At 67.3% G+C, this 16,387-nt stretch carries 17 protein-coding genes; 4 read left to right on the top strand and 13 right to left on the bottom strand.

The genetic code is table 11. The annotated features are described in order from the left end of the window. Positions 1 to 27: 27 nt before the first annotated feature. Together IBX18_RS42005 and IBX18_RS09370 are read right to left on the bottom strand one after the other, a co-directional pair. Positions 28 to 237: a hypothetical protein gene (locus IBX18_RS42005; RefSeq protein ID WP_228540621.1), complete on the bottom strand. Its 210-nt coding sequence runs from the start codon at positions 235 to 237 to the stop codon at positions 28 to 30. 545 nt (positions 238 to 782) lie between these two features. Continuing rightward, the gene (locus tag IBX18_RS09370; protein WP_228540620.1) at positions 783 to 1,874 is read right to left on the bottom strand and encodes a hypothetical protein; all 1,092 of its coding nucleotides are present in this window, start codon (positions 1,872 to 1,874) and stop codon (positions 783 to 785) included. 146 nt (positions 1,875 to 2,020) lie between these two features. Between IBX18_RS09370 and IBX18_RS09365 the strand changes: the two genes are divergently transcribed. Next, the gene (locus tag IBX18_RS09365) at positions 2,021 to 2,830 is read left to right on the top strand and encodes a HugZ family protein (protein WP_194833728.1); all 810 of its coding nucleotides are present in this window, start codon (positions 2,021 to 2,023) and stop codon (positions 2,828 to 2,830) included. Here IBX18_RS09365 and IBX18_RS09360 read toward each other — a convergent pair. Both IBX18_RS09360 and IBX18_RS09355 read right to left on the bottom strand, forming a co-directional pair. Then, positions 2,818 to 3,204 (bottom strand): VOC family protein, encoded by a 387-nt coding sequence (locus tag IBX18_RS09360; RefSeq protein ID WP_194833316.1) that lies wholly within the window; start codon positions 3,202 to 3,204, stop codon positions 2,818 to 2,820. The genes IBX18_RS09365 and IBX18_RS09360 overlap by 13 nt on opposite strands. Before the next feature lie 313 nt (positions 3,205 to 3,517). Further along, on the bottom strand, positions 3,518 to 4,156 hold the full coding sequence (locus tag IBX18_RS09355) for a TetR family transcriptional regulator (protein ID WP_194833315.1): 639 nt from the start codon (positions 4,154 to 4,156) through the stop codon (positions 3,518 to 3,520). 290 nt (positions 4,157 to 4,446) lie between these two features. Between IBX18_RS09355 and IBX18_RS09350 the strand changes: the two genes are divergently transcribed. Beyond that, positions 4,447 to 4,950, top strand: coding sequence for a VOC family protein (locus tag IBX18_RS09350; protein WP_194833314.1), 504 nt, complete (start codon positions 4,447 to 4,449; stop codon positions 4,948 to 4,950). A 45-nt stretch (positions 4,951 to 4,995) separates the two neighbouring features. Beyond that, the gene (locus IBX18_RS09345) at positions 4,996 to 5,871 is read left to right on the top strand and encodes a TIGR03619 family F420-dependent LLM class oxidoreductase (protein ID WP_194833313.1); all 876 of its coding nucleotides are present in this window, start codon (positions 4,996 to 4,998) and stop codon (positions 5,869 to 5,871) included. A gap of 19 nt (positions 5,872 to 5,890) precedes the next feature. Here the strand turns inward: IBX18_RS09345 and IBX18_RS09340 are convergent, their stop codons facing one another. After that, on the bottom strand, positions 5,891 to 6,646 hold the full coding sequence (locus IBX18_RS09340; RefSeq protein ID WP_194833312.1) for a hypothetical protein: 756 nt from the start codon (positions 6,644 to 6,646) through the stop codon (positions 5,891 to 5,893). 14 nt (positions 6,647 to 6,660) lie between these two features. Continuing rightward, a complete protein-coding gene (locus IBX18_RS09335) occupies positions 6,661 to 7,734 on the bottom strand; it encodes a hypothetical protein (protein ID WP_194833311.1) in 1,074 nt (357 codons plus the stop codon). A 193-nt stretch (positions 7,735 to 7,927) separates the two neighbouring features. Between IBX18_RS09335 and IBX18_RS09330 the strand changes: the two genes are divergently transcribed. Beyond that, positions 7,928 to 8,416 (top strand): VOC family protein, encoded by a 489-nt coding sequence (locus tag IBX18_RS09330; protein ID WP_306796205.1) that lies wholly within the window; start codon positions 7,928 to 7,930, stop codon positions 8,414 to 8,416. Between the two features lie 934 nt (positions 8,417 to 9,350). Here the strand turns inward: IBX18_RS09330 and IBX18_RS42000 are convergent. The 7 genes from IBX18_RS42000 to IBX18_RS41995 form a co-directional block, all read right to left on the bottom strand. Beyond that, positions 9,351 to 10,604, bottom strand: a complete 1,254-nt coding sequence (locus tag IBX18_RS42000) for a fructosamine kinase family protein (protein ID WP_228540619.1) — start codon at positions 10,602 to 10,604, stop codon at positions 9,351 to 9,353. Beyond that, positions 10,601 to 11,380 (bottom strand): helix-turn-helix domain-containing protein, encoded by a 780-nt coding sequence (locus IBX18_RS09320; RefSeq protein WP_194833310.1) that lies wholly within the window; start codon positions 11,378 to 11,380, stop codon positions 10,601 to 10,603. Before IBX18_RS09320 ends, IBX18_RS42000 begins: the two co-directional genes overlap by 4 nt. Before the next feature lie 110 nt (positions 11,381 to 11,490). Next, positions 11,491 to 13,506 carry a molybdopterin-dependent oxidoreductase gene (locus tag IBX18_RS09315; RefSeq protein WP_194833309.1) on the bottom strand — a complete coding sequence of 672 codons (2,016 nt, stop codon included), beginning with the start codon at positions 13,504 to 13,506 and terminating at the stop codon, positions 11,491 to 11,493. A 49-nt stretch (positions 13,507 to 13,555) separates the two neighbouring features. Next, positions 13,556 to 14,563 carry an anti-sigma factor gene (locus tag IBX18_RS09310; RefSeq protein ID WP_194833308.1) on the bottom strand — a complete coding sequence of 336 codons (1,008 nt, stop codon included), beginning with the start codon at positions 14,561 to 14,563 and terminating at the stop codon, positions 13,556 to 13,558. 52 nt (positions 14,564 to 14,615) lie between these two features. Beyond that, complete coding sequence (sigK, locus tag IBX18_RS09305) at positions 14,616 to 15,281, bottom strand: ECF RNA polymerase sigma factor SigK (protein ID WP_194833307.1); 666 nt, start codon at positions 15,279 to 15,281, stop codon at positions 14,616 to 14,618. Between the two features lie 114 nt (positions 15,282 to 15,395). Then, a complete protein-coding gene (locus IBX18_RS09300) occupies positions 15,396 to 16,022 on the bottom strand; it encodes a fasciclin domain-containing protein (protein WP_373889175.1) in 627 nt (208 codons plus the stop codon). Positions 16,023 to 16,140: 118 nt separating this feature from the next. Then, positions 16,141 to 16,335 carry a hypothetical protein gene (locus tag IBX18_RS41995; RefSeq protein ID WP_228540618.1) on the bottom strand — a complete coding sequence of 65 codons (195 nt, stop codon included), beginning with the start codon at positions 16,333 to 16,335 and terminating at the stop codon, positions 16,141 to 16,143. Between the last annotated feature and the right edge of the window lie 52 nt (positions 16,336 to 16,387).

Raw genomic sequence — 16,387 nt, 5'->3', positions numbered from 1 at the left:
CCACACGGCTGTGTCAGGCCGGCGAACTCATCCGTTGATTACGTTGTCCGGCTGATGGTTCGTTTGCAGCGGCACCGTGTACGGGGTGTTGTTCACCGACCACTGCGGCGTAGGCCCGGGGTCGGCGTGGGAGGTGAATGCCGTCGCGCCTCCGACGACCAACGCCAATGCTGCCGCCGTACCGAGCAGTGGACGCACCAACCGCAGCCGTCCGCCCCGCCGTTGCCGTTCGTCCATCGCGTAGTCCCCTCGTCGCCCTGTATAGGCTCAATCGCGCTGACGGCCAACCTGTTACGCAACCGGCGTGCGAAGGTCGAGCGCGCTACCAGAATGTGCTTGCGGATAGGTGGTGGTGCCGGGCCACAACAGGGTGCGGTGCGCCTGGCGAGCCCGCGAGCGGACGGGCGTGTGCCGGGCCGCGCGAACAGGTGTCGTGCCGGGCCGCGTCAATGGGGTGTGGTGCGCCTGGCGAGCCCGCGAATGGGTGTGCGCAGGGCCGCGCCGAACGGGGGTCGCGCCGTGAGTGCGCTGATCGAGCGCTGAACGATGCGGTAGGCGGTCGAGTGCGGCGCCGGTCGATGAGTGTCTACGGGGCGGCCGAGCGGCCCGCGGTGTCGAGGTGCGGACCGATCGGCCGTCTTCGGGTTGGGCTGGCTTCCCCCGATGGACTCCCCGGTGTCGAACTAGGGACCTGTCGGCCCTCTTCGGGCGGGCTGATTTCGCCGAAGGTTCCCTGTGTCGAACCACGGAGCGGCCGGCCGCCTTTCGCGTGGGGCTGCTTTTCAGAGAAGGTGTTCGGGATCGGCGTCAGCCTCGAGGCGGACATCGGCGGTGAAGAGAGTTTCCACGTCGGGGTCATCGGTGTGGGCTGCGTAGAGGAGCAGGCAGCCGCGGATACCGTCGAGGAGGTCTTCTAGGAGGTCGAGCGCGGGGCGGGAGGGGTCGAGGCGGCTGATCCGGAAACCGGCGAGCATGGCTTCGCGGGTGTCGGCGTCGACCTCGAATTTGCGGGCCTGCTCTTCGATTTCGGCGACGCGGCCGACGACGGCCCAGGGCGCCGGCACTCGCCCTTCGTGCACGGCCATCGCTTCGGCGATGAGGTCGACGACGACTTCGGTGGGGCTCTCCCCCGCGTCGAGCCGTTCGAGCACCAGGGTGGGCGTCTCGACCTGGAGGGCTTCGATGTCGTCGGCTTCCACCACGACGTCGGTGCACGGCACGCCGGCCATTTCCCCGGCGACCTCGGCGGCGGCGAGCAGCCAGTGCGCGGCGGCGACCGAGGCGGAGGCGGGGTCGAGTTCGGTGAACAGTTCGATGGAGCCGAGCGGGTCGGCGCGTAACAGGTCGTCGGCGGCTTGCACCTGAGCGGGCGAGACGTCGGGGCGGGAGAGCTCGACGGCTTGGCGGGCCCGGCCGGACAGGTCACCGCGTTCGGCGGATTCGATGGCGGCTTGTTCGGCGCTCACCTCGGCGACGATGGTGTCGCGCAGGGTGAGGTCGTCGATCTCGTAGAGGGTGCGTCCGACGCGGTGCGCGGATTCGACAACGCCGCTGTAGGAGACGACGAGCCCCTCCGCGGAGGGCAGGTTGGGGGTGCGGATCCCCACTTCGACCTCTTTGAAGTTCCGGCGTTCCTCGGCACGGCGCCAGGCTTCGCTGTTGGGGATGTCGGGGTCGCCCGCGGCGCTGGCCGGATGGGTGTAGGTGCGCCAGTGGAACCGCGACAGCGTGGTCAGGTTCGACGCCAGATTTGTTGCCTGATCATGGGTTACCGTCTGCGGCAGGGTGGCAACAGCCTGGGCGAGGTCACCACGGCCGGTCGCCCAGATGGCGACGATCACGTTGTGGTCGGCGTCGAATGCGTATCGGGTCACCCGGCAAGTCTGGTCTATCCGGGCGCGATTCGCGCGGTCAATCCAATCCATTGACCGCACTACGCAAGCCGATCCGGCATGGCACGCTGGAAAAAGCCCCGCACCCGTTGTCTTGCGGTTCGGGCGGGCAGGAGAGGATGGACGACATGACCCTCGACCACGGTGACCCCGGCGACGCTCCCTCGATCCCGCAGCCGACGGCGCCGGTGGCGAATCCGGCGCGGCCGTCCGCCGCCGAGGAGGCGAGAACGGTTGCCGCTTCGACGAATATGGCGACGCTGGCGAGTCTGAGTGAGGACGGCACGCCGTGGGCGTCGTTCGTGACGTATGGGCTGCTGGAGGGTCAGCCGGTGCTGTGTGTGTCGAAGATGGCCGAGCACGGGCGCAACTTGGCCGGTGATCCGCGGGCGAGTCTGGCGATCGTGGCGCCTGATATGCCTGCGGATCCGCTGGCGGGGACCAGGATCACGCTGGCCGGTGTGGTGGAGCGGCCGGCGGGCGCGGAGGCCGATGCGGCGCGGGCGGTGCATTTGGCGGCGGTGCCCGCGGCGAAGTATTACATCGACTACAGCGATTTCTCGGTGTGGGTGTTGCGCGTGCGACGGGTGCGGTGGGTCGGCGGGTACGGGCGGATGGATTCCGCGACCGCGGAGCAGTATGCCGAGATGACGCCGGATCCGATCGTGCCGGTTGCGGCGGGTGCTATCACCCATCTCAACGATGATCACGCGTCGGCGTTGCTGGCGATGGCGCAGGCGTTGGGCGGGTATCCGGACGCGACCGAGGCCAGCTGTGAGCGGGCCGACCGGTACGGGCTGGACCTGCGGGTGGTGACGCCGCGTGGGGTGGCCCGGACTCGGGTCGGTTATGTGGCGCCGATCGATTCGATCGATGAATTGCGGGCGGCGACAGTGGAGTTGGCGAAGCGGTCGCGCGGGATGAATCAGACTTCGTAGAGTTCCAGGGGCAGGTCGTCGGGGTCGAAGAAGAACGCCATCCGTTTTCCGGTGACCTCGTCGACGCGCAGTTCCTCGGTGCGGACGCCCTTGGCGGCCAGTTCGTCGAGCGTCGCGGCGACGTCGCGGACTGCGAACGCCAAGTGGCGCAGTCCCGCCGCTTCCGGCCAGCTTGCTCGGTCCGGTGGTTCGGGGAACGAGAACAGTTCGATCCGGCTGCCGCCCGGGATGGCCAGGTCGAGCTTGTAGGAGCGGCGGGTGGCGCGGTACTGCTCGGCGATCACCGCGAGGCCGAGGGTCTCGGTGTAGAACCGTTTGGAGCGCACATAGTCGGAGGCGATGATCGCCACGTGATGAATTCCTAGTAGTTCCACTCTGCGACCGTATCTCAGGGGGTGTGGGGGTCCTGGTAACCCACCCTGGGTAATGCTGGGCCGCGATCGGACTTTCACACCTGAGCTGTCGCGCGAGTGGCACACCCTGGTGCGCCGTTCTCGACGTTTGCCGCAACCATGTGCCACTCACGCTGCGTGTTTCGGGCGCCCCACGTTCGGGCAGGCATTTGTCGCGCGCGTCGGCAGACCAGGACGATTCTCCGTTTTGGCGCGACGGGGGGTTCGCACCTCGTCGTCAGGCCACTAGCGGCGGTGCGCCGAAAGGTGCCCGCGCCGATGTCCAATGGCTACCTCAGTGGCGGCGCTTGGCGGGTTTCGTGTCGCGGGCCGGCACCGTCAGCATGGCGACGATCATGTCGGTGATTTCGGCGGCGTCGTCGGGGTCGGGTGTGCGTACGCCTGCTTCGAGGGTGCGTTCGTAGTCGGCCATCAGGGCGAACATGACGGTGGCCATGGTTTCGAGGCGTTGGCGGCGTCTGCGTGGGGTGAGTTGGGGTAACGCGGCGGCGAGGCGGGTGGCGATGATGCGCACGGCGGCGCGGTCGGTGCCTGCGAGGCGTCGCGGGTCGGCGATCACCGGGTGGGCGCGCACTACTTCGAGGAAGCGGCCGAAGTGGGTGACCTCGTCCTGGGTGATGAGTTCGAGGATCGGGTCGGCGAGCATGGCGACCAGCGTGTTGATTTCGTGGGCGGTGCCGTCGGCCTCGTGGGTGGCGAGCAGGTGCATGCGGCGTTCTTCGAGCCAGTTCATCCGGCGCTCGACGATGGCTTCGATCAGTCCGTGGCGGGAATCGAAGTAGTAGTGCACCGCGGAGTTGTTGCGGTGGCCTGCGGCTGCGGCGATCTCGCGCAGCGGAACCTCTACTCCGCGTTCGGCGATGAGTCGCTCCCCCGCGTCGAGCAGTGACGCGCGCGAATCGGCGATGAGCATAGGTGCACTGTACTAAACCGGGGCCTTGACTGGGTTAAGCACACGTGTTTAGTTGAAGATATGGATAGCGGGCACCTGATGGCCGGCGGTTGGGTGCGCGAGGGCGGTACCGTGCGCCGTCGAAGCCTTGTGGCACAAGGCAATACCGCAGCGCTGACACCCGAGATCCTTTGGATTCATTACTGGCCGAGTCGCGGTTCCGAGTGCCGTGCGCACGGCCGCACACCGGCGAGCGGCTGTGCGCCTGTTGCCGCACATCGACGAAAGTCTCCGGCGAACGCGTCCATCCGATGATCACGGCGGGACCGATCTTCCAGTTGTGCTGGGTCGTGCGCGATATCGCGGCGGCGCAACAGGAGTTCACCGAGCGGTACGGGGTGGCGCACTGGTTCACGATTCCGGATGTGCACTTCGGGCCGGAATCGTGCGAATTGCGTGGTGAGCCTGCCGATTACACGATCACGGTCGCGCTGGGGTATGCGGGTGGGCAGCAGTTGGAGCTGATCGAGCCGCGGGGCGGGATCAGTTTGTATGCCGAACATCTCGAGCGGTTCGGGCCTGGACTGCATCACACCGGGTGGGTGCCCGAGGACTACGACGGTGCGCTGAACGAGGCGCGGGCGGCGGGCATCGAGATGGTGGCGCGGGGAAAGTTCGAAGGCGTCGGGATGGAGTTCGCGTATCTCGAAGGCGGGCCGATCGGGTCGTACTTCGAGTTGATGCGGCTCTCCGATGCGATGAAGGCGATGTTCGACACGCTGATTCCGGATGGATTCTCGAATCCATGGCAGTAGACGCACACACGGCGCTGCGTTCGCGGCGCCAGGAAGGCGACTGATATGCGCTTCACCTATGCCGAGACCATGACGGACCCGGCGTACTACGTGCCGTTGGCCCGCGCCGCCGAGGAGGCCGGGTACTCGTCGATGGCGGTCGCGGACAGCATCGCCTATCCGCGGGACTCCGACGCCAAGTACCCGTACACGCCCGACGGGAACCGGGAGTTCCTGGAGGACAAGCCGTTCGTCGAGGCGTTCGTGCTCAGTGCGGCGATGGCGGCGGTGACCACGACGCTGCGGTTCACCCCGTTCGTGCTGAAACTGCCGATCCGGCCGCCGGTGCTGGTCGCCAAGCAGGCCGCGTCGGTGGCGGCGTTGAGCGGCAACCGGTTCGGGCTCGGCGTCGGGATCAGCCCGTGGCCTGACGATTTCGAGATCATGGGTGTGCCGTTCGAGAAGCGTGGTGCACGGATGGACGAGTGCATCGACATCGTGCGCGGGTTGACCGCGGGCGGGTACTTCGAGTTTCACGGCGAGTTCTACGACATACCGCCGATCAAGATCTCGCCGGTGCCGACCGAGCCGGTACCGATCCTCATCGGTGGGCACAGCAAGCCCGCGCTGCGGCGGGCCGCGCAACGCGGTGACGGGTGGATGCACGCGGGTGGCGACGGAGCCGAACTCGACCGGCTGCTGGTCGAACTGGACGCATTGCGTGCCGAATACGGGACGCCTAAGGACTTCGAGGTGCACGTGATCTCCCTCGACGGATTCACCGTCGACGGCATCAAACGACTGGAGGACAAGGGGGTCACCGACGTCATCGTCGGCTTCCGCCTCCCCTACACCCTCGAACAGGACACCGAACCGCTCGACACGAAGATCGCCAACCTGTCCCGGTTCGCCGAAAAGGTGATCGCGCGAACGGCGAGTTGAGCTGTTCCACCGCCGGACGCTAGGTCATGAGCTGGCGCACGCTCATCGGTTCGCCCGGGGTCAGGGAGCGAAGTCCCGGAGCGGGCGCGAGTCCGTGCTCGCGGAAGAACGCGCGCAGGCTGGGGCCGTTGGCGCGGCGGCGGGTGACCGACCAGGTGACGGTGTAGTCGGAGTTGCTGCCGCAGCCGTGGGGCGAGTCGTAGCCCGGGTAGCGGATGGTCACCCGACAGGTGGTGCCGCCCGCGGCGTCGACGGCCCGGTCCCACGCGAACTTGTCCTTGGCGACCGAACCGATGACCACGAAACCATCGCAGTTCGGAAAAACGAAGTCGTGCAGCGACAGACCTATTCGTCGCATGACGAAGCCCGCCCAGTTGTCGCCGTCGGCGATCGAGGCGTTGCCTTCGGCGGTGTAGTCGAGTTCGGGTACATCGGCATGCACACCCGGCTGCCGCACCTGCTGACGCAGACTATCCATGGCTCTGTCCGCGACTTGCCCGGACAATCCATCCATTCCGCCCCGAATGTCGCCCGTGTCGCCATTGAAGATCACATATGAGATCACGGCCGGTGTCGCGCTGCCTGCCAGCACCACCCGATCGAATCGCAGCCCGACGACGTGGTCGCCGTTGTTCACGTCACCGGCCGAAAAAGAGTGCGAGCCGAGCGATCGGTTGCCCACGGCCAGCCGGAACTGAACCGTGTTCGTGTCCTCGTGCCGGGACCGGGTGTTGTCGATATGGAACTGTTCCAGCGTGAAGGTGTAGATACCCATCGGACCGCCGCCGATCAGCGCGGGCTGACGAGAACGCGGACGAGGCCTTGGCCGGAGTCCAGGGCGGTCAGCGCCTTGCCGATGATGGAGCCCAGGGCGCGGCTCATGTCGGACACCCGGCGCGCGTGGCCGGTAGTGGCCGAGGTGGTCAGCAGGTCGCCGGGGCGGATCGGGCTCTGCGTCGCGTCGGCGGCGCACCACACTTTGCCCATCAGTGCGATGTTCACGCCGTCGTCGTGGCGGTCGAGCACGATCGCGGGCGCGACTCCGCCTGCGCCCGAGACGATTCCGGCGACGGCGGTGTCGTATTCCCGGCGGCATGGATGCACCGCGCCGCTCTCCCCGACGACCACCACCGTGCCCGCGGCGATCCCCGGCTCAGCGCAGGTCAGTGCCTCCGCGTAGTCGGCGCCGGCCAAGAACAGATCGCCCGTCACGGTGATATTGCCTTTGACGGTCACGTTCCCGTCGAAATAGCCGGCGTCGCCGCGGCCCTTGTTGTAGCCGGCGATCGCCGCGTGATTCGAATGGGTTTCACCGTGCACCCCCTCACCGCCCTGCGGTCCCCCGACGCCCCAGACCCCTGGACCGTTGCTGAGGTTGTAGCCGCCGACGCCTGCGTGGGCGGTACGGGAATACCCCGTCACACCTTCGCCGCCGGATTCAGCGCCGCGTCCCCACACGCCGCTGCCACCGCTCGGGCTCTCGTTGTAGCCGGCGACGCTCGCGGTATTGCCATAGCTGACACCGTGCACGCCCTCGCCGCCGCTCTTCGCTCCCTCACCCCACACGCCGACACCGCCATCGGGGTTGTGGTTGTAGCCGCCTACGCCGGCGTATCCAGTGCGGGAGTAGCCGGTGACACCCTCGCCACCGGATGCAGCCCCCTGCCCCCATACGCCGCTGCCACCATTCGGGCTCTCGTTGTAGCCGGCGACGCCCGCGGTATTGCCATAGCTGACACCGTGCACGCCCTCACCGCCACTCGCCGAGCCCTCACCCCAGACGCCCGCTCCCCCTGCGGAATTCTTGCCCGTGACACCGGCCTGCGCGGCATCGCCGGAAACACCCTCCAAAGGCATCGACATGACAGCTCTCCCTCCCCGCCCGCCGCGCAGCCGCGATAGCCACCGAATCAACGGCGAAAGCAGTGGTCCCATGCTGGGCGGCGCGGTCATCGGCCGGCAAGCTTTCGGTCCGGCTACCGAGCCCGTTCTTCAGCCGCAACCTCGGCCAGGACACGAGATCGGTTCGGCGGCCACGATGGAGGGTGAGTTGGCAGTGCCGAACCCGGTGCACAGAGTTGCGCGACCGAAAGGAATCTCGATGCCCGTCTGCTACCAGTTGGTGATCGATTGCGCTGATGCCGACCGCCAGGCCCGCTTCTGGGCTGCCGCCCTGGGCTATGAATTCGCGCCGCCCCCAACCGGTTTCGCCACTTGGGACGACTACTACCGTGATCTGGGGCTGCCGGAAGCAGCATCGACCAGCGGTGTGGATCGGATCAGCGACCCGCAGGGTGGTGGACCGGCTATCTGGTTCCAGGTGGTCCAAGACGTGAAAGCGGTGAAGAACCGGCTGCACATCGACATCCACGCCAGCGGCGACCGGACAGACCCGATGCAGACGCGCAAGAAGCGAGTGGACATCGAAGCCGACCGCCTGGTGGGGCTGGGCGCCACCATCAGCTGCGTCATGTACCAGGAAGGAATCGACCACTACGCGGTCGGGATGAAGGACCCCGAAGGGAACGAGTTCGACATCAACTGACCTATGGCCCCGAAGTTGTTGGCGCGTGGCGGTCAGAGCGTGCAGGAGTCACCGAGCGGGGCATGGTGGCGGCAAAGTGCGAGTACGCCCGCCCTTATGTCCCCAGGCGATCGACTCCGCGCACGCAGTGGGACATAGCGGCGGGAAAGTGCGCGTGAGACTGCCCTCATGTCCCGAGGTGGCCAGCTTTCCGCACACGGTGGGACATGGCGGCCGCGAAGTCCGGGGTGAAGCCGCTTTCATGTCCCGACGTGACTAGCTTCTCGCACGCAATGGGACATGGCGGCGGGAAAGTGCGAGCGCTCGCGTCCCATTCGATGGACAGGTCCTCCACTAGGCGCAGCCACGTGCCATGAGGCAGCGAGGTGGGCTGGCATGCGCGAGTGCGTGCGCCAGTTGGTCGCCGACTGGCGCACGCAACGGGATAGCGGCAGTAAAACTCAGGCGAGCCCGCCCCCCGTATCCCGGGGCGATCAACGCCATGCACGCAACGGGACGTGGCGGCGGGAAGTTGCACGTCAGCCCGCCGTCATGTCCCGGCGTGATCGACTCGATTCATGCGATGGGACATGGCGGCGCGAAAGTGCGAGCGCTCGCGTCCCATTCGATGGACAGGTCCTCTGCTAGGCGCAGCCAGGTGCCATGCGGCAGCGAGTTCGGCTGGCATGTGCGAGTGCGTGCGCCAGTTGGTGGCCGACTCCACGCACGCAATGGGACACGGCAGCGGCAAAGTGCGAGTAGGCCCGCCCTCATGTCCCCGGGCGATCTACCCCACAGCGGCGGCAAAGTAGGGAGTAGGTGAGGCCTGCGGCATGTCCCCGTTGGATTGGAGGTTCGTCGCTGAGAGGGGTGCGGGGTGCGGGGGCCGCCACGGCTTCCGGCGGACGTCCTACCCTCGTGGGCGGCCGACGGGTCAATCGGGTGAGGTGGGGCGTCAACTGCGTAGGGCGGCGGTGGCGGCGGCGAGGGTTTGGGATCGGTAACTGGCGCCGAAGAGGACTACGTGGACCAGTATGTGGTGGAGTTGGTGGAGGGGGATGCGGGTGCGCCAGCCGTCGGCTAAGGGGTGGGTTTCGTTGTAGGCGTTAAGGATTCGGTCGAGGTGGGGGGCGCCGAAGAGGGCGAGCATGGCCAGGTCGGTTTCGCGGTGGCCGCCGTGGGCTGCCGGGTCGATGAGGACGGCGCGGTCGGGGGTCCAGACGATGTTGCCGGACCAGAGGTCGCCGTGGATGCGGGCGGGTGGTTCCGGTGGGCCTGCCAGGGTGTCGATGCGGTCGATGACTTGTTCCAGCAAGTGGGTTCCGTCGGGGCCGAGGTGGGTGGCGGCGCGCGGGAGGTAGGGGGCGAGGCGGCGCTCGGCGTACCACTGGGGCCATGGGCCGGCGGAGAGGGTGTTGTCCAGTGGGAGTTCGGCGATCCAGCCTGGCCAGGGTGCGCCGAACATCGCCGGGGTATCCGCGTGCAGCGCTGCCAGTTCGCGGCCGAGGCGGTCGGCGGTGTCGGGGGTGGCGCCGTGGTTGTCGAGCCAGGGTAAGACGATCATTCGGTCGTCAGCGGCCAGCACTTCTGGCAGCAGCGCAACTTCCGGCGGCGCACCGGTGGGCTGCCCGACAGCGGTGTCTCCGTAGCGGCCCCCAGCCATCCCGCTGCCGGCCTGCGCTTCGCCAGGGGACAATTCGGAAGCGACATCCGCCCGGACGTGGGGTGGCCGATCTTGTCCGGATTTGCTCGGCTGCGTTGGTGACCGGTCGACCTGGCCGGGCCGATTGCTGTCATCGAGCTCGAACCGGGCCGCGATCTCCCGCGACCGTTGGCTTGCCCGCTCGTACCCAGCGACTGGCCCGCGCGGTTCCTCAGAATCCCAACCAGGCGACTCAGGCAACTGTGTTGCGGGTTCCCGGAATTCGGTGCCACCTGTCGGCCCGCGCAAATCAGCAGGCATCATGGGCTCGCGCGGGTCGGCTCGAGCCGACCCGCGCAGTCCGCCGGCCGATCCAGTAGCGAGCCAGCGCAGCCCGGCCGCTTCGGCGGCGAAGACAGTGGTCGGCTCGGCGGCGGCTTTCACGAAGACCTCACGGCCGTCGGCGAGGGTGGCGCGGTGGGTTGTCCACTCGTGACTGGCCCCGAGATCGGTGACGGCGCGGACGGGGGTGTCGAGGAGTGCGCCGAGGTGGTCGGTGAGCGTCATGAGGCCTGCGCGGTGAGGCGCTTCATGGTGTCTTCGTCGGCGGGGAAGAACGATTCGATGGCCAGTTCGGCGACGGTGACGTTCATGGGCGTGCCGAAGACCGAGGTGATGCTGATGAAGGACAGTTCGTGACCATCGCGGAGCAGGCGCAGCGGCACCACGGATTGGTCGGGGTCGGGCAGCGCCGGGTCGACTTCGCCGCCGGGGTACGTGCGTAACTCGTCGCGCAATTCGACCAGTTCGGGCGAGCCGGTGACCTCGATCTGGCGCGACAGGCGTGCGAAGAGGTGGCCGCGCCATTCCGCGAGGTTGACGATCTGGCCTGCCATGCCGTCGGGGTGCAGGCTCAACCGCAGCGCGTTGATCGGTGGGGTCAGCAGCGCGGGGTCTATGCCGTCGAGCAGGAGTGTGACACCGGAGTTGGCGTCGATCATGGTCCAGCTCTGGTCGATAGCCAGCGCCGGATATGGCTGGTGGCCGGTCAGGATCTGGCTCATCGCGCTGCGGACCGCGTCCATCGCAGGTGCATCGAGGGCGGGTTCGGCATAGACGGGTGCGTAACCGGCGGCCAGCAGCAGCCGATTGCGTTCGCGCAGTGGGATTTCCAGGTGCTCGCTCAGGTGCACCAGCATGGCGCGGCTCGGTTTGGCGCGACCGGTCTCGATGAAACTCAGGTGCCGTGCCGAGGTGTCGGAGCGCCCGGCCAGCTCCAGCTGGCTCAGCCTGCGCTCTAGTCGCCAATGTCGCAGGAGGTCACCGGCCGTTTGTGTGTTCACCCCCCGATCCTACGAAGCGCCGGGGGTCGCGACGATTACCTGACAGGTAATCGACACCGGTTCAGTAAGTGGTGGACGCGGTGTTCTATCAAGTGATGCTGTGCGGCGGATCAGCGGACGGTGATCACGCGGTTGTGCCAGCCGGTGGAGCCGTCGGGGAAGGGTGGGGTGCGGCGGTCGGTTTGGATGATGCCGTCGCGGTCGGTGGCCCGGACGCGCAGGGTGTGGGCGCCGGGGGTGGCGGTCCAGCGCCAGGTCCATTGGCGCCAGGTGTCGGTGGAGTATTCGTCGGCGAGGGTGGCCGGTTGCCATGGTTGGTCGTCGACCTGGACTTCGACGGCGTCGATGCCGCGGTGCTGGGCCCAGGCGACTCCCGCGACGATGACATCGCCGGCGGGCACGGTGGCGAACGCTGCGGGGACATCGATCCGTGCCGCGGTCTTGATGAGTGCTTGTGCGGCCCAACCGCGTTCGGTCCAGTACGCCTTGTCGCGGTCGAATCGGGTGAGCTCGAGGTCGATGACCCATTTGGTGGCGGAGACGTATCCGTACAGGCCCGGGACGATCAGTCGTGCGGGGTAGCCGTGCGCGATCGGCAGCGGTTCGCCGTTCATGCCGACCGCCAGTAGTGCGTCACGACCGTCGGTTACCGCGGAAACCGGTGTGCTCGCGGTGAATCCGTCGATACTGCGGGACAGCAGCATGTCGGCCTCGGGATGCACACCTGCCTCGGCGAGTAGATCCGCCAGCCGGTACCCCGTCCAGACAGCGGTGCCTGCCAGCTCGCCGCCAACTTCATTGGATACGCAGGTCATGGTGATCGTCCGCTCCACCGCCACCCGTTTCCGTAACTCCTCGAAGTCCAGTTCCATTGGACGATCAACCATTCCGTGGATACGCAGCCGCCAGTCACCGCTCGTCAGCGCAGGCAATTGCAAGGCGGTGTCGACGCGGTAGAAGCGATCATTCGGCGTCACGAAGTCGGTCAGACCTGGAATCGCCAGCCGCGCACCGGATCCCAGAGGCGCAGCCGGAACCGCGCGCGGAACAACGAGCCCGGCCCGGTCGGCCACCACATCCCGCAGCCGCGCGCCTAACCATTGCCCGGCAACGGCCGCGCCCACGGCTACGGCTCCTACTCCCGCTGACAACAGGAGAAAACGACGCCGCGAAGCCTTTACCGGAGGTGGGGCATCTTCCGAGCGGGCCCGACCGCCACGGTTCGTACGCCGCGTCGAATGCTGGCCAGGCGTCATGTTCGCGGATCGACTCGCCGGGTCGACCGTCGCAGAGTTCATTCCGGTGGACCGCGCAAGAATCAGCGGGCTCGGTGGATCGATGGGCGGTGCAGGCAGAGACTGGTCGATTCCGCGGAACCCTGCCGTGTCGTCGCCCGCTACCGGACCGGGGCGAGCCGAGAGGTGACTCGGCCGTGCAGGCGGCGACTTGCTCGGGCCCGTCGACACAGCCGAGCGAGGTGCGAGCGACACGTCACCATTCACTACTGGCAGGACGTTCGCCGTCCCATCACCGTTCGCCGTCCCATCACCGTTCGCCGTCCCATCACCGTTCGCCGCCGCGTCGACAGTCGCCAACGTATCGGCGTCCGCTACCGGCCCGTCGTTAGTCGGTACAGCGGCCCTGGCCACTGGTTCGTCATCGAGACCATTCGAGCCCCGGCCGATCAGCAGGCGCAGGACGATCACGCCCGCCACGACGCCGACGACGGTCGGAAGCGCGAACCATACTGTCGCAGTGGGGCGTTGCAGTGCGGCCCCGAGGACGACACCGCCGAGCAGGACCAGCAGCACGCTACCGACCGGGCGTCGTCGCTCCAGCAAACCGAGGATCGCCGCGAAGACGACCATCACTCCGGCCATCGACAGGAACAGCGCGATTTTGTCGTTGCTACCGAAACGGCGGATCGCCGCGTCCTTCAACGCATGTGGCGTATGGTCGACCACCGAGGCGCCCATCGCGTAGAACGGTGAGGCAGCGGGATCGATGAGTGCGGCGACCAGATGGCCGACACCCAAGACGGTGAGCGCGGCGAGCACTCCGGCGAGAGCTGCCGACGGTCTGTTGAGCGCGTGTTTCGGACGTGCTTGGTCCCCAAGCTGTTTCATCGCAGGTTCCTGTTGTTCGTGGGAAGCTGCGACTCGCGTGGCAGCTCGGTCAGGCGAGATTCACGCTCGCGATCGTGTCTCCCGTCGGTGTCGGGGAACCGGTGGATGGCTCGACCGTGACGGCCAAGGTGTCGACCGGGTCGAAGCGGGTCACCAAAGCGGGACCGATGGAAGGTAATTCGGTCAGCACAGTGGCCGATTGCGGCTGCCCACCCAGTGGCACCAACCAGACCTGGTAGGACCGGCCTGGCGACGGTGCCGATACGGACTCGAAAGATACTGTGGCAGCGGCAATTCGAGCCGAGGTACGGACCGTGAGGATGCCGCCGCCAACGACAGGAACCGACTTCACCGTGACGTCGGGCTGCTCCAGCACCATTTGCGCTGTCAACCCGGGTGCGCCCGGATCGCCGGCTCGGTTCACCAGCACACCCACACCAGCGCCGATCGCCACAACCACCGCGATTGCCGCCGCCAGCCAGCGCAGCCGCTGGAACCGTTTACGGTCCCCAGCCGCTTCGTTCGCCAGGTGGAAGCCGTTGCGGTCACCGCCCGAATCACCGGGTACGTCATCGCCCCAGCGGAATGGATTGCGAACCTTGCCCGGCGGATCAGTCGCCGCATCGGTCGTGTGCAATCCATTGCCTCTAGCGCCCGGTCCAACTATCTGGTCGTCGACCTGGGGCAATCGACGAGGCCCTTCCGGCATCCCGGCTGCCCCGCCGGACCGCGGCACTCGGTCAGCACCCGGATCTGATGCACCAGTTGTCTCTGCAGAAGGTTGGAAACCATCGCCCAGCGCGCCGGTCGATTCGTCCAACGCCCGCAGCAACGTCGTTTCCAACTCCGCCGGCGGCGCCGTCGCATCCAGCACCGTCAGCGCCGCCAGCGTTTCCCGCACCCCGAAAACGATGGCGGCAAACGCATCCACGGTTACCGGGTCGGCTTCGCGCAATCGATGCTCGATACTGCGCCGCTCGAGCTCGGCAACCGCGTCCATCGCATAGGGATAAGCCAGGTCGAGCAGGTCGCTCCCGCGCTGCCCGTTCTCGCTCATGACCGCACCGCGCAGCCGGAAGTACCGCGACGAAACAGGATTCGCTGCCTGCTCATGCGGTCTCACCTCCTGTCAAACAGTCCTCGAGCCGTTTCAAGCCGTCCCGGATCCGGCTCTTGATCGTCGGCAGCGGGACTTCGAGATGGTCGGCGACCTCGCTGTAGGTGCGGCCGCTGTAGTAGGCCAGCGCGACGGCTTCGCGCTGGATCGCGGTCAACGTGTCCAGGCAGTCGAGTACCGACTGTTCGTCGAGCAGCTGCCCGACCTCCTCGGCGACGACATCGTGGTCGCGGCCGAGATTGGCTTGGCCGTAAACGATGTCGCGGCTGGCGGCGGACTGCTCGCGGCGTACCCGGTCCACCGCCCGCCGATGGGTCAGCATCATCAGCCAGCCCATCGGACTGGACAGCTTCCGGTCGTACCCCGTCGCCAGCGACCACGCCTGCAGATACACCTCCTGGGTGATCTCCTCGGCCGCCGCGTGACTGCGCAGGATGCGCAGCGCCAAGCCGAAGACGCGGTGGCTGGTCGCGCGGTAGAACTCGGTGAAGGCGTCGCGATCTCCGGTCGCGATCGCCTCGAGCAGCTCGATCAGCCGCCGCGTCCGCGCCGCCTCCTCCGGATCCTCCCGGGCCGGGCACGACGGTGTCGCCGGTGGCCCGCCCGCGCCGGTGTTGCGGCGCAGGCGGATCGCGAAGAGCTTCGGTTCATTCGGCATGGTCACCTCCGCACCGATCGATGGCGGGGGCGAACAGGGAATGGATCAGCGGCAGCAACACGTCGAGCTCGACTCCTGATGGGAGGGACCATTCCGAACCAGTGCGTAGCGAGGCTACGCGGCGGGCGGCATCAGCACGGCGTCGATCATGTATACCGTCGCATTTGCCGTCTTCACGCCGCCGCAGATCACCGAGGCGTCGGCGACCTTGATGTCGTCGCCGGTGCGGGTGACGGTCACGTTCGCGCCTTCGACCGTCTTGTGCGTGCCCGCGATCTTGTCCGGCGCGACCTGGCCCGGCACCACGTGATAGGTGAGGATCTTGGTCAGCGTGGCCGAGTCGGTCTTCAGCGAATTCAGGGTCGCCGGGTCGATTTTGGCGAACGCCGCGTCGACCGGGGCGAACACGGTGAACTGGCCGCCGTTGAGGGTGTCGACCAGATTCACCTGCGGGTTGAGCTGACCGGATACCGCGGCGACCAACGTCGTCAGCAGCGGATTGTGGGAGGCCGCGGTGGCGACCGGGTCCTGGGCCATGCCGCTGACCGAACCGGAGCCGGTCGGCACCTGCTGGGCGTAGGTCTTGCAGCCCGCGCCGACCAGATCGCCGGACGCGGCGGTCGACATGGTCGGTGCGGCGGTGGCCGAGGGGGCCGCGGTGTCGGCGGACTTGTCGCTCGAACAGGCCGAGGCACCCACCACCGAGGTCAGCAGCATCGCCGCCACGACCGAACGTCGCATTGCAGTCATCGTGTTTTCGCTTCCGTCGAGACGGCTGGTAGCCGTGCTGGGAGTGGACGGAACGGAATTCGCCTGGGTCGGTGGCCCGGATGGGTCGGATCTCCCGCCGATTTTTCAGCTAACGGTCGGCGCGTGGGTCGAGGACCATCGAACCGTCCTGGACGAGGGTGCTGCGGGCGCGCCGGCGGACCCGGCAGATGTCCACCGAACAGTCCAGATGGATCTGCATCGCCCGGTGAGCGCGCGCGGCCGACATCGGCCCGGGATCGATCCGGCACTCAGCGATACCCGCATCCATAGCAACCGTCTGCATCTGTTTCTCCTTTCGCCGGGGCGCTCGCCGTTCGCCGGAAGCGCACATCGAT

Origin of the sequence: Nocardia sp. XZ_19_369, from assembly GCF_015355715.1 — a bacterium.
Taxonomy (GTDB): Bacteria; Actinomycetota; Actinomycetes; order Mycobacteriales; family Mycobacteriaceae; genus Nocardia.
This window is presented reverse-complemented; position numbering and strand designations above follow the sequence as displayed.